Origin of the sequence: Bacillus sp. F56 (genome assembly GCF_001748205.1) — a bacterium.
Taxonomy (GTDB): domain Bacteria; phylum Bacillota; class Bacilli; order Bacillales; family Bacillaceae; genus Bacillus; species Bacillus stercoris.
In genome coordinates, this window is sequence record NZ_BDFC01000009.1 from 141,326 (window position 1) to 154,548 (window position 13,223).

Below are 13,223 nucleotides of genomic sequence, written 5' to 3' on the forward strand. Positions count from 1 at the left end.
CAGTTCTTCCGCTCCCGACTCTTCGGCGAGGACGATGGCATCCTCGATCGCCTGATGCTCCTCTTTGATGCCAGGGATCATAGGTTAAGTCCGACAGAGCTTGCCAAACAGTCAAACGTCACGAAAGCGACGATTACAGGTCTGCTGGACGGGCTGGCGAGAGACGGTTTTGTCAGCCGGAGGTATCACACAGAGGATAAACAAAAAATCAGCAGTGAACTGACAACGGAAGGCAAAGCACTCCTTGAGCAATTTTTGCCGCAAAATCTCCGCGGTCATGGAAAACTACAACGATGAGGAAAAAGATATGTTCGTAAGATGCTTGGTGATCTTTTTGAAAGGCTGAACGTGTTTAAAGACTAAAAAACCCGTCCGATCCGGACAGGCTACAGCGTCTTTTCTTCTGCAACCGGATACGCATCCGGCTGTTTTTTCTTTATGACCGTAACAAATATGCCGCCGATGACACATGCAATGCCGATGAAATGCACAAACTCAAACGGCTCCTTCAATATTACGCCTGACAAAATAACAGCGGAGACCGGAAGAACGGATGTGAAAATGCCCGATACACCCGCAGGCACCTTCGTCACCCCGCTATACCATAAGTAAAATGCTAAAACGGTAACAAAAAGCGCGTAATACAGCACGTACGACCAATCCAAAACAGTCGGCACGCTGTAATCAAATGAAGAGGCCTCAAACAAAGCAAACGGGAGAAAAAACAGGAAGCCGAAGAGCGATACGAAGGTCGAAATCGCCAGAGCCGAAATATGCGGGGATAGCAGCTTGGCCATCAATGTAAACAACGCTTCGCCAATGACTGCAGCAATGATCAGCATGTTCCCGAATAAGGCGTGCGGCGCCCCGTCTTGGCTCCCCGCTCCAAATAGATTAATCGCCATCACGCCGCAAACCGCCAGCATAATGCCGATCAGCATCTTTTTCTCAATTTTTTCTCTCAGCAGGAAAAAGGATAAAATACCGATTACCATCGGGGTTGTGCTTGTCAAAATGCCGCTTTCCGTTCCCGTCGTATATTGAACCCCATACAGCAGGCAAATACTGAACAAAAACACACCTGTGAATGATTGCACCAGCAAGACGAGCACATCTTTTTTCGTTAAAGCCGGAAACCCTTTTTCAATGCAAAACAGCAGCGTGAGCAATACGACAGAAGCGATCAAAAAACGCAATCCTGAGGAAAGAAAGACCGGAATCCGTTCGACCATCAGCTTGCCGACAACGACAGAGCTGCCGACGATCGCCATAGCTGCTGCCAAAGATACATATGCGCCCATTTGTTTTTTCACCAATACTCCACCTGCCTTTTTGATGTATGGCAAAAAACGCCTATCTCATGACAGGCGCTTTTTTATTAATCATCACTGCTCAAAATGCCGAAGAAGCGGAGCAGGTTGATGAATAAGTTGATAAAGTCAAGGTACAGCGATAATGCCATAACGGGAATTAAGTCTTCCGTAATGTGGCGGTGCTTGATTTGGTTCAAATCATACAAAATGTAAAGGGAAAAGACGATGGTTCCAATCACGGAATACGCCATCATCGCCGCTGAGTTTAACGGGCTGAAAATGTTGAAAATGCCAACCACAACGAGGGCGAGCACCGCTACCATCAGAAATGACCACAGGAAGGATAAATCCTTCTTCATTTTTGCGCCGATTGTGCCTAAGACGGCAAAAATGACAAATGTAGAACCAAAGGCTTCAAGCACGACATAGGCGCCGGCAATGGAAGCGTAATGGCTGACGATCGGAAATAAGGTAATGCCGGAAACGAACGCGAATGTATATACAAACGCATACCCGACCGCTTTTCTTCTGCGCATCCAGAAGGCCAGAATAATCATCACCACTTCAAGAATAGAAAGCGGCAGCATCAAAGCGACAGGAACAAATTGGCCGATAAAAAGGCCGACAGTCGCGATCAGCAATGTGAAGACAAAGACTGTCAAAATGCGCTGCATGATCGATTGCTTACTCTCGTGAACCGTAGCTTGCATGTCAAAAATCCTCCTAAAAAATGATCTTAAAGGTCTATTATATAAAAATTGGATGAAATATGTATATGTTTTAAGGAGAATTTAATGAAAACAAACGCCCTTTACGTTATCATTTTGATTCTTTCCTTTTCAGCGAAAAACGATGCTTTTCTATTATCTCAATTTGGGTAATCTGAGAATCATGAACCGTAATCTGAACGGTGCCGAAATCGAGCGTTTCCAGCGAACTGATGATTTTTTCAATCACTTCCGGATCAATCGTTGATTTTGAAACCAAAAGACCTTCCCCCCTGTTGAATAGATTTTAATTCACAGTATTCTTATAAGAATTATAATATTATGTTTTTTTTGATAAATCAATGGTGATTTCTCTTCAAATCAAAAAGGCATATGATCACCCGATGATGGACAATCATATGCCTGGAAACTTCCTATTTGTTTTCTTCCAATTCCTCAACAATACAGCGGACACCCATGTTTTCTAATGCCTGCTTCAGCGTGCCATACGTTTCATATTCACTAAAATCAAGCCCCAATTGAATCGATGTTTGGGCCACATCCGGGCGAATCCCTGAAAATACGGCTTTGACGCCTAATAAGAAAAGCGTTTTAGACAGGTTGTACAATTGCTGCGCCACCATGGTATCCACAATCGGAACACCCGAAAGATCAACGACTAGGCTTGTGATTTTTCTCTCGACACAGCGGACCGGCACTGTTTCTAAAATGACCTGTGCCCGTTTTGTATCAACTGAGCCGATAAGCGGCAATATCCCGATTCCATCGGCAATGGAAATGACCGGACAGCCAAGCTCTGAGATCAGTTCCTGCTGAGATGTAAGCCTCATCAGCATGAATTTTTGGTACTGCTCGGAGAATTCAATAATCAGCTTATCGAATGACTGATTCACAATGCGGTTCCATCGGTCTGCATCTTCATTTGTGACGATCTCCTGATTCTCTTTTATAAATGTGGCGACTGCGTCCCAGAATGAGATTCTAGAATTGGATATGGCTTCTACGACCTCATGCACCTGAACATCCTGCTCTACCCTGTTTTTCGCAACGGTTTGCGCCCATTTCGCCATATTTTCTTGAAAATCGGTTTGATCCTCCAGAAATGCGCTTGCGATAGTTATATTGGTAAATGTATGCTGCTCGGTTAAAAGCGTTTTCGTTTCTGCACTTAAATCGTCGGCGGAATACAGCTCGCCTTGTAGCTGGCAGCGTAAACTGAACCATTTCTCAGTAATGTCCGCAGTGTGGTCTATGATATATTGATATAATAATTGATCGATATTCACGGTCTGTCTCCTTTTTCGTAATAGAAGCACTTTCATTATAAAATGATAAATCGAAATTGTGAATAAGACTAGGGAAAAATCAAATGAATCTGCTCCCTGAACGCATTCCAGTTTATATCCATAGGCGAATGCACCAATAAGAGTCTGCCCGCATAAACTGCAGTGTACAGTTTACAATGAGAAAGGGCGTTATCACATGTATTATGTTGATCCTTATATGTTTGCGGGACATTTTTATGAGCCTTGGCCTGCTTTTGAATATGAATATCGATATCCATGGCCTGGCATTGGCAGCGGCGCTGTTCCGGGATTCGGCGGCGGCTCCGGCCCTGGCATTGGCAGCGGCGCTGTTCCGGGATTCGGCGGCGGCTCTGGCCCTGGCATTGGCGGCGGTGCCGTTCCGGGATTCGGCGGTGCGCCACAGGGACCTCCTCCTTCCCAAATACCAGCGAAACCAAAAAAACCGCAGAGTTCTCAAGGAGCCGTTTTGTTAGTTGAACCAATCACCATTCGTCCTTGCCTTTTCCGGTTTACCTATGTTTGGTTAACCAATGGCCGCTCATTTTGGTTCTACCCAATTATCCTTGGCAGAAGATCCGTCGGCGGCTTTTACTGGGATCATTCACGGCGCCGCTGGGTTTATTTCGCCTTAGACACAAATCAGATCGATGTTGTGAGCTGCTCATTTTAATCAAAAATCAGCCGGTTTTCCCGGCTGATTTTTTTTATGTTACTTCGGCCGTAAACAGGTTATAGTATTATTATCTTTGCAACTTGGAGGTTTCCCTATGATCAAACAAATTGGCACTGTAGCTGTATATGTTGAAGACCAGCAGAAAGCGAAACAATTTTGGACTGAGAAGGTAGGCTTTGATATTGCAGCCGACCACCCGATGGGACCTGAAGCAAGCTGGCTGGAGGTTGCGCCAAAAGGTGCTCAGACTCGTTTAGTCATTTACCCGAAGGCCATGATGAAAGGCTCTGAGCAAATGAAGGCTTCTATCGTGTTTGAATGTGAGGACATTTTCGGTACATACGAGAAAATGAAGACAAACGGTGTAGAATTTCTCGGTGAGCCCAATCAAATGGAGTGGGGCACCTTCGTTCAATTTAAGGACGAAGACGGAAATGTGTTTTTATTAAAAGAATAAACTGTGGCGCACGGCGGTTCGATTACGCCCTGCGCTTTCTTTGACATTGAGAATGAATTTCATTTACAATTATTCATATGTGAGAATGATTGGAGTGAGACAAATGTTTGTACAGTTGAGAAAAATGACGGTTAAAGAAGGCTTTGCAGATAAAGTCATAGAACGTTTCAGTGCTGAAGGAATCATTGAAAAACAAGAAGGTTTAATTGATGTGACAGTGCTTGAGAAAAATGTGCGCCGCGGTGATGAAGAAGTTGTTGTCATGATTCGCTGGGAATCAGAGGCTCACTGGAAACAATGGGAAAAAAGCGATGCGCATATCGCCGGCCATAAAGCAAACAAAGGCAAACCAAAGCCTGACTATCTGATCAACACTGAAGTGAGCATGTACCATGTACGTGCTGTCAAACAAGGGACATACAATCAATAAAAAGCTTGCGCCTCGCTGCAAGCTTTTTTTCAAAGAGTCATGTTGATCTGCTTTGTTCGTAGGTTACGGTATACAGCGGATTATTTTTGTGCCACTCCGCAAATAACACGTCCTCCGTCTTATCAATGTTCTTCTTTTTCAATTCTTGCTTCAGCCACTGTTCATCCACACCTGCTTCCTTCAAATTATCTTGCACAATCTCTCCATCTAAGATTAAAGTGATCGGCAGAGAAACAGACTTCGAAGGAATCTGCAAATCCTTATTTATCGGTTTGTCAAAGTCGGATTTGGGGAGCACGCTGACCATCCCGTTTGTTTCAAGAATCGCATATTCTACTTCTTGGATCGAAAAGCACCCCGCTTGCCTCAAAAGGCTTTGCAGCTGGTTAATGTCTATCTTATTTTTCTTCATTACTTTATATTGAAGCTCTCCTTTGCGGATGACGATATTCGGCTCACCCTCCAAGAACTTTCGCGATGATTTCATTTTTTGCGTGATAAATTCAATAACATAAATCAGCACACCCCACAGCAGCGAAGCAAAAATGATTTCTTTGATTTTGATATCATGATCGTAGACGGCATTTCCGACCAATTCTCCTAAAATTAAAGCAGAAATAAAGTCAAACGGCGTAATTTGAGAAAATTGGGTTTTCCCGAGAAGCTTTAAGATGATAAATAAAATGCCTAAACCGCAGACCAGTTCTACCGCAACGCTTAAATAATTTCCCATATTGATAGCACCTACTTCTTGATAATACTATCAGTATGGTCAATGCTTTCCTTTCTAAACCGCGAAAGAAGCTCAAAGCTCCCCCTCAGCTTTGTATGGTGCTTTGATGCATGTCATCGAAAAGCTGCTCTGCATCATTGCGGTCAATCATGACAAGCGGGTCATTGAGGAAGGCTTGAAACGCGAGGCCGGTATCCTTTGTTAAACCGGCTTCCGCCACTGCCTCCTGATTGGATACATGCCTAGCCGCAAGCATTTCCACACCTTTTGGAAGCGCTCCGGAAAAAATCGGCTTGACACTGTTCCTTGTGATGAATGCGTTTGTTTCGACAATGGCTTGTATAGGAAGGTTTGAAACCTGGCCTTGATTCGGCATATTTACATTCGTGACGAGTTCACCCAATCCGAGAAGGGCCGCTATGATGTTCACGCCTTCTTCTCCCGAAGCTTTCCCAGCAACACCCCGTTGTTGCTGAATGAACCGTTCTGTTTCTTTTCGTTTCAGTGCTCTGTCTTGTTTTCTGAATGATATAGGTGTGAGATGGAATTTCCATACCTCAAACTGTTTAAGATATGGGCCGGGAAGAAACTCTGCCAGATGCCTGTCACCGGCAGCAGGGATCGCGCCATATGTTTCAAATAAATCAAACGCAACACGGTGTGCCGAATGAAAGACGCTGTCCCTCCAGCTTTCCCCCTCCAGCTCATATCCTGATTCCCCATAGTGCGAGCTGAATTCACGGAATATAGGCAGCAGGTCAATATGGCGGTAAGAGGCTTCCGTGATCCATGTAAAATGGTTAATGCCGAGCACATTAATGCGGATCTCTTCACGCCGCGGCGCCTCTATTCCTAGCCTTTCCGTGACCATTTCCGCCAATAGCTTTTGCGTCCCGAACACCTCGTGGCAGCAGCCAATCGCTTTGATTCCGGGAAATACTTTATACAGCGTTCTAGTACAGACAGACATCGGGTTTGTATAATTAATGACCCAGGACTCTGGTGCGTAGTCTCTTATTGCCCGGGCAATTTCCGCAAATATCGGGACAGCACGCAAGCCTCTGATGATTCCGCCCGGCCCGACAGTATCACCTACAGACTGATAAATACCGCAGCGCTCTGGCAAGTGAACATCAATTTCCATATCATCCAGAGAACCCGGCAAAATGGAAATAATGACGATATCCGCGCCAGATAGCGCTTTTTTCAAAGTAGAAACGGCCTCATATCTCCATCTGCCGTTCCCGCTGTAATTGCCGATCACTTCGTTTCTCTGGGCGGCCTCAAAATCAAGATCATAGAGCGCCACCGTGCCTGACATTCGCTCATCAATCGCCAAATCACTCATCAGGCTTCTGGCCCAGCCTTGAGACCCCCCGCCGATATAGGCAATTTTAATCTGATGTAACGTACTCATATGAAACACTCCCTTTCTCAGCCTTTCACCGAGCCAATCAGCATACCCTTTGCAAAGTGTTTTTGTAAAAATGGATAGACCGCCAAAATCGGCAGCGTCGCAATGACAATGACGGCGAGCTTTATACCTTGCTCAGGCGGAACGGCATGTTGCAACGTATCGCCATTGGTCGCCGTTAAATCCGATAAAATCGTGACTTGGCGAAGCACCATTTGCAGCGGCCATTTTGCACTGTCATTGATATATAAGAGAGCGTGGAAGAAATCATTCCAAATCCCGACCGCATAAAACAGCGCAAAGGTCGCGATGACCGGCTTTGACAGCGGCAGGGCGATCCGCCAGAAGACGCCGATTTCGGAACACCCGTCAATTTTTGCCGACTCCTCCAGCTCGCGCGGCAGCTGCTGAAAGAAGTTTTTGATAATAATGAGGTTGAACGGATTAATTGCCATCGGCAGAATCAATGCCCAATACGTATCCAAAAGGCCGAGTGATTTTACGACAAGGTACGTTGGGATCATGCCGCCGGAAAACAGCATCGAGAAAATTACCAGATTCAACAGCAGGTTCCGTCCCTTCACATGCCGCTTCGCAAGCGGATATGCCATCGTGAAGGTGAAAAACAGCTGCACAGCCGTCCCGACCACGGTGATGAAGATGGACACGCCCATGCTTCGAATGAACGTCGGTGTCGAAAACACATACTTGTAAGCATCGAGTGTAAAGGTTTTCGGAAAAATAAAGAAGCTCCGCTGGGCAAGTTCCGCTTCTGTCGCAAAGGAACCAGCGATAATGTACAAAAACGGCAAAATGGTAATCGCGCCGACACCGCCGAGAAACAGAATGTTGCAGACGTCAAACACCCGTCCGGCTTTGGTGTTATGCATCGTGTGAATTTCAGCCATACCTCTCCCTCCTCTAAAACAATCCTTCCTGGTCAAACTTTTTCGCAATGTAATTGGCGCCGAAAATCAAGATGATTCCGACAAGCGATTTAAACAACCCCACCGCCGTGCTGTAGCTGTACGCGCCTTGGGTAATCCCCATCATGTACACGTACGTGTCAAAAATATCAGCCACGCTGCGGTTGAGCGAGTTCGTCATCAAATACACCTGTTCAAAGCCGAGATTCAAAAAGCTACCGATTCTTAAAATCAACAAAACGATAATGGTGCTTCTGATTGCCGGCAGTGTAATATGCCACATTCTCCTGAACCGGCCCGCTCCGTCCATGATGGCGGCTTCATACTGCTCTTGGTCAACAGTTGCCAGCGCGGCCAAAAATAGAATCGTCCCCCAGCCTGTCTCCTTCCAAATGCTTTGCATCACAATCATCGGGCGGAACCAGTCTGCATCCGACAAGAAAGAAATTTGCTCACCTGTCAGGCTCATGATCATTTTGTTGATCACACCTGTATCGACAGTAAAGAAAACGAAGGTGATGCTGACCACAATTGTCCAGGATACAAAATGGGGCACGTAAATAAAGGTTTGGATACATCTTTTATACACGGCCTTTCTCACCTCATTCAAAAGCAATGCCAAAATGAGCGGCGCGGGAAAGGCAAACAGAAGATCCAAGCTCGCCAGCATGAGGGTGTTGCGCAGCAGCCGGAAAAAATCCGGATTCATAAAAAAGTCTTTGAAGTAATCAAAGCCGACCCATTCGCTTTTCCAGAAGCCGAGATATGGCGAATAGTCTTTAAATGCGATCAGGACGCCCCACATCGGCAAGTATTTGAAAATCAAAAAATAAAGCAGACCTGGAATAAGAAGAAGATAAAGCCATTTGTCCCGTTTGAGCGCAGCCATCCAGCTGATGCCTTTTCCAGCAGTGAGAACAGGTGAATCTCCCTTCTTCGGCACTGTTTCCATATCTGTTCTCCTTTCGTGGTACCGGCGCGCCCGCCGAGTAGCAGGCGCATCGGTTTATTTTGACGATTGATACAATTTGTTCAAGTCCTTCATCAGGTCATTGCCGCCGCTTTTTTTCCAAAGCTCCACCGCATCCTCGAACCCTTTTTCATCAATTTCTCCAATGATAAATTGTGTTCTCGCGTCGAGAATGATGTTGTCAAGCTGGGCTCCTTTTTGGGTATAGACATCAGATACAAGCGACTCAGCCGGGTTAAAGACGGCTATTTTTTCTCCTTCAGTTATGATGTCTTTGCGATGTTGAAAGAGCTTTGTTTTCTGCTCTTCGATGTAATACTCGCTTTTCGGGATCGACATGCTGAACTGCGCCAAGCCTTCATGCTCATATAGGAGGGATTTGTTGTTTTTTTCAAGTGAGGTGAATACGCCGTCCTTGAGCTCGTAATTGCGCCCCTCCACTCCGTTGTTCGTGAGAATCTGCGCTTCCTTATCATTCATTTTATCGAGGAAGGACAGCACCTCTTTCAGCTCTTTTTCGGTTTTGACGCTTGATTTTGGTATCGCGATCATGCCTGAATAACCGGATGTCGGGAAGGTGCGCTTGCCATTCGGCCCCTCAAGCGAGCCGACAATATCAATGATATCCTTGTTCGATTCATCCGCCTCCTCCATCGCGCTTTGGATCTGAGACGCTCTGGAGCCTGTATCAACGATGACACCCGCTTTTCCTTTCACAACCGGATCATTCCACTTTGCTGAATCCATGACCGCAAAATCCTTATTGATCAAACCCTCATCATAGAGCTTTTTAAAAAACTTGAGCGCCTCCATGTATTCCTTCGTTGTAAAATCAGGAATCAGCTTTCCGTTTTCAACACCGTAGCGGTTCGGGGCGCCGAACCAGATTTGCAGAACATCCCACGGGCTTCCGTTGCCGAGCCCCATCCATTTCGGCACGACCATTCCGTACGTGTCATCCTTGCCGTTCCCGTCAGGATCTTTTTCCTTAAAAGCTTTCAGCACTTCATAGAAATCATCAAGCGTTTCCGGCATATCCAGGCCGACATTTTTCAGCCAGTCGGTTCTGATGATCATACACGCCCTGATCAGGTCCCTCGTTCTGTAGACTCCGTACACCTCGCCGTTCACCGAGCTGTTCTTCAAAATCTTTTCATCTGCCTGACTTAAATTCTTGTAGTCTTTTAAATAAGGAGACAGCTCCCAAAATGCCCCTGCTTTGACAGACTTGATAAAGCCGGCTGACTTATCTTTAATGACAATCGCGTGAGGCATCTCTCCTGAAGCCATGACGATGTTGAATTTATCGTTGTAGGATGAATCAGGCACCCATGTCACCTTAATCTCTTTGCCTGTGTATTTTTCGAGCGCTTTTAATGAAGGGCTCTTTTCACTCGGGCTTTCCGGCGATAAGAGCGGCGCCATAATGTTAATCGTGTCTTTCGAACCGCCCGCTGAACTGGATGTTTCCGAATTGCTGCATCCGGCGATCATCATGGCAGCAAGCGGCAAGGCCAGCCATTTTTTTCGCATTCTTATTTTCATGATGCGTAAGTCCCCCTTTTTTTAATTTGCATTTCCCCTTTGCCCCTCTCAATATAAAGCGCTTACATAAATTCTTGCAATCTTCATTTTTTGCTTCGTTTCTCCTATGAAATTCCGGCTGTTATCCTTTTTTGCCCGACGTTTCTTTTTTTGCCGGAAGGGAATCTCCGATCAGTTCCAGCGCTGTTATGACGTTCAAACACCATTGGGAGACGGTGTTCGTTGTCACCCATGGAAGCTCCTCCAGCTGCGCCCATGTCTCGATGTGCTCGGGTTTGATCGGAAGCGGCGTATGGCTGAGCTTATCATCGAGCAAAAGATTCCACGCTTTGGCGGCGAGATGAGGATCTTGTTTTTTTCTCGCGGCGTAGGCTGTCATACCGGCGGCGAACATCGGCCAGTGAAAATGCCCGTCATGAAGAGCGCCTCCGCTTTTTTTCCGTTTTTCCTCATCACTGAGTATGTAAAATTCGCCGAATTCACTCAGCATATCCTCCCATTCCCGGTCATCAAGCAGCTCAGCCAGCTCCATCCACACTTGCGGCGCGCCGAAGGCAATGATCATATGATATCCGCCCGCAATGCCGTCTCCCATATGATGAAGCATCGAGGTCGCCGGGTCATATTCAAATGTCGGGCCGGATAATAAGCGGAGCGGCAGCCGCTTCAGACAGTTGATGCCTATTTGGATTTTGTGGAGATAATCAGGATTTTCGGTCCGCTCCCATTCCGCCAGCCAGTTCGAGCAAAACGCCGCCCAGTCCGGTCCCGTTCTGGCGTGAGTCGGGTGCTTGCCTTTCTCGTAAAAAGCGCGCATCGGATCGGTTTTGACGAGGGCATAATCGGCATCCTTCACTTCTGTCAAAAGATCTCCCGTCCGTTCATCACCCGTCAGATAATAATAGAATTTATAAAGCCCGGCCATGCTGATTCTCGCTTCCTTGCATCCGCATCCCCAGTGCACAACGTTATGCCGTGAACCAAGTCCTGCGTATTCACCGAGGTGAAAGCTGTCCGTATCGCTCGTATGACGGGTCATGGCTTCTGCCATGCGAAAGATATCCTCTCTGCCTGAGCGGAAAAACGTCTGCCACAGCCATAGGGTCGGAACGAGCTCATTGTTTTGCCATGCGTATCCGCCGAGATCGTACCGCCACATATGCCGGATCGGGTCATACGTATGCATGACATCGCCATAATGCCAAAAACCGTACCATCTGCGTTGCTCTACTTCCTTTTTATAAAACAGAAAGGCCGCATCGAGCTGTTCTTCCAGCTCTTTTTTGAGCGGATGGGATGTGTCAATGATGCTCCAAACCCCGAGTGCTTTTGATTCGTAATAGACGTCCGGCTCGCATACCAAGAGCGGCGGCGCCTGCCATTTGTCAACGAGCGCATTCAGGACATCATCAGACGGCATGTGCGAAAAGCACGCCAGGCTGAATTCATTTGTGTTCGCAATGCCGGTCGGATCAGAGCGCATTTCATCAAAGCCTTCATACGCGCTGGCCACATGGGTATGTCCTGTATAATGCCGCAAATCCATCGCTTCTCCATCCGGGGGCCAAAGCCAGACGGTCATTTTTGGGCGGCTGCCGGCAAGACCTGTGATTTCCAGTGCTGACGGATATTTCTCAAAGAAATACCGCAGGCCGAGAGCCACACCGCCATTTACGCCGCCCGCATAGCAAAGCCCCTTCGCCCGGCTGCCATGCAGCATGCCGACCCACGCATAATCTTTTCCGGTCCGTTTTGACAGGCTGTAATGATCGCTTGAATCCTGAACAAGCTTCACATCGTCCCATACCGCATTCTGTGTTCCGTGCGCAAACCATTCCTTATGCTCTTCATCTGGTGACAGCGTTTCGCCATTGATTTGTTTTTCATAAAGCGGATACCGTTCATTGAATTTACGTGTGCCAAACAGCTGGGCGGGTTCTTTGTACATCCCCTTCTCTCCCGCAAAACGAAAATGGCGGTTGTACGGCTCTCCCTCCAAAAAAAGGTCAAATTCGATGCCGATCCCCTTAATGAATTCTTGTTTACCGCTCCTGTCAATCAGCTGCGTGTGCACAAGGCCGATCTCAGACAGCCCGGCATAAAACGTCAAACGGATGACAAACGGCAGCCACTCTTCATTCGTTTTATGGAGCACATGAACTCCCTCGATTTTGACCACTGCTTTGACAGGACCGCTTTGCTCAATCGCCGCCTGTTTGATAAGGCTGACAGATGTTTCTTGAAAAAGAACCGTTTCCGCCGCTGACTCCTTTCTCGTTTCTCTTATGGAAACGAGCCTCCCGCCTGCGGCGATTGGCTTTCCGTTGATCTGCAGCGATTGAATGAAATCAAAGCCTGTTTTATGAATGGTACAGACGAGCGTTCCTGTATCCACTTGGATGTCATGCGCTGACTCGTGAATGCTGATCGATTTTGTCGGCTGCGGTGCTTCTCCTTTTTGAACTGTAAAGCTTTGGTTCTCCTGACCGCCAAACACCGCCGCGTGCTTCGTCCACTTGATGCTCCCGTCAGGCCAATAGGCCGACGGTTCGCTTTGCACATATCGGATTGCCGCGTTTTCATTCAGAAGCGCCAGACGGTCACCCTTTTTTAATTCTCCTTTTTTCCATGGCACGCCCCACGTCACACCGCTTGTCACTTTTGGCTGTTCTGATAACCATTTGATCCTTTTCATCGGTCTCTCCCTCCATAGAAAAAAGCTGATTC

The 13,223-nt window shown here is 46.9% G+C and carries 13 protein-coding genes and 1 pseudogene; 4 read left to right on the plus strand and 10 right to left on the minus strand.

The window, feature by feature from the left end:
* Nucleotides 1-45: 45 nt before the first annotated feature.
* Nucleotides 46-363 (plus strand): annotated as a pseudogene (gene yetL / locus BFW96_RS16215) (transcriptional regulator YetL); the annotation flags it as partial.
* 23 nt (nucleotides 364-386) lie between these two features.
* Here the strand turns inward: yetL and BFW96_RS16220 are convergent.
* The 4 genes from BFW96_RS16220 to BFW96_RS16235 form a co-directional block, all read right to left on the minus strand.
* Entirely contained in the window at nucleotides 387-1,346 is a 960-nt protein-coding gene (locus BFW96_RS16220; protein WP_371326436.1) for a DMT family transporter, read from the minus strand.
* 32 nt (nucleotides 1,347-1,378) lie between these two features.
* A complete protein-coding gene (locus BFW96_RS16225; RefSeq protein ID WP_069840005.1) occupies nucleotides 1,379-2,023 on the minus strand; it encodes a Bax inhibitor-1/YccA family protein in 645 nt (214 codons plus the stop codon).
* 109 nt (nucleotides 2,024-2,132) lie between these two features.
* The gene (locus tag BFW96_RS16230; protein WP_069840006.1) at nucleotides 2,133-2,300 is read right to left on the minus strand and encodes a YezD family protein; all 168 of its coding nucleotides are present in this window, start codon (nucleotides 2,298-2,300) and stop codon (nucleotides 2,133-2,135) included.
* Nucleotides 2,301-2,454: 154 nt separating this feature from the next.
* Nucleotides 2,455-3,327, minus strand: a complete 873-nt coding sequence (locus BFW96_RS16235) for an STAS domain-containing protein (RefSeq protein WP_069840007.1) — start codon at nucleotides 3,325-3,327, stop codon at nucleotides 2,455-2,457.
* Between the two features lie 196 nt (nucleotides 3,328-3,523).
* On the opposite strand from BFW96_RS16235, the gene BFW96_RS16240 reads away from it, so the two are divergent.
* From BFW96_RS16240 to hmoA, 3 genes are all read left to right on the plus strand, one after another.
* Nucleotides 3,524-4,018, plus strand: a complete 495-nt coding sequence (locus tag BFW96_RS16240; protein ID WP_069840008.1) for a hypothetical protein — start codon at nucleotides 3,524-3,526, stop codon at nucleotides 4,016-4,018.
* A 97-nt stretch (nucleotides 4,019-4,115) separates the two neighbouring features.
* Entirely contained in the window at nucleotides 4,116-4,478 is a 363-nt protein-coding gene (locus BFW96_RS16245; protein ID WP_024573448.1) for a VOC family protein, read from the plus strand.
* Nucleotides 4,479-4,581: 103 nt separating this feature from the next.
* Nucleotides 4,582-4,908, plus strand: a complete 327-nt coding sequence (hmoA, locus tag BFW96_RS16250; protein ID WP_069840009.1) for a heme-degrading oxygenase HmoA — start codon at nucleotides 4,582-4,584, stop codon at nucleotides 4,906-4,908.
* Between the two features lie 37 nt (nucleotides 4,909-4,945).
* Here the strand turns inward: hmoA and BFW96_RS16255 are convergent, their stop codons facing one another.
* From BFW96_RS16255 to BFW96_RS16280, 6 genes are all read right to left on the minus strand, one after another.
* Nucleotides 4,946-5,641, minus strand: coding sequence for a DUF421 domain-containing protein (locus BFW96_RS16255; RefSeq protein WP_069840010.1), 696 nt, complete (start codon nucleotides 5,639-5,641; stop codon nucleotides 4,946-4,948).
* Nucleotides 5,642-5,726: 85 nt separating this feature from the next.
* Nucleotides 5,727-7,067, minus strand: coding sequence for an alpha-galacturonidase LplD (lplD, locus tag BFW96_RS16260; RefSeq protein ID WP_069840011.1), 1,341 nt, complete (start codon nucleotides 7,065-7,067; stop codon nucleotides 5,727-5,729).
* A gap of 8 nt (nucleotides 7,068-7,075) precedes the next feature.
* Nucleotides 7,076-7,963: a carbohydrate ABC transporter permease gene (locus BFW96_RS16265; protein WP_014663136.1), complete on the minus strand. Its 888-nt coding sequence runs from the start codon at nucleotides 7,961-7,963 to the stop codon at nucleotides 7,076-7,078.
* Between the two features lie 13 nt (nucleotides 7,964-7,976).
* Entirely contained in the window at nucleotides 7,977-8,933 is a 957-nt protein-coding gene (locus BFW96_RS16270; protein WP_040083891.1) for an ABC transporter permease, read from the minus strand.
* Between the two features lie 54 nt (nucleotides 8,934-8,987).
* Nucleotides 8,988-10,496, minus strand: coding sequence for an extracellular solute-binding protein (locus BFW96_RS16275; protein WP_069840012.1), 1,509 nt, complete (start codon nucleotides 10,494-10,496; stop codon nucleotides 8,988-8,990).
* Nucleotides 10,497-10,617: 121 nt separating this feature from the next.
* A complete protein-coding gene (locus BFW96_RS16280; RefSeq protein WP_069840013.1) occupies nucleotides 10,618-13,191 on the minus strand; it encodes an exo-rhamnogalacturonan lyase family protein in 2,574 nt (857 codons plus the stop codon).
* Nucleotides 13,192-13,223: the final 32 nt, after the last annotated feature.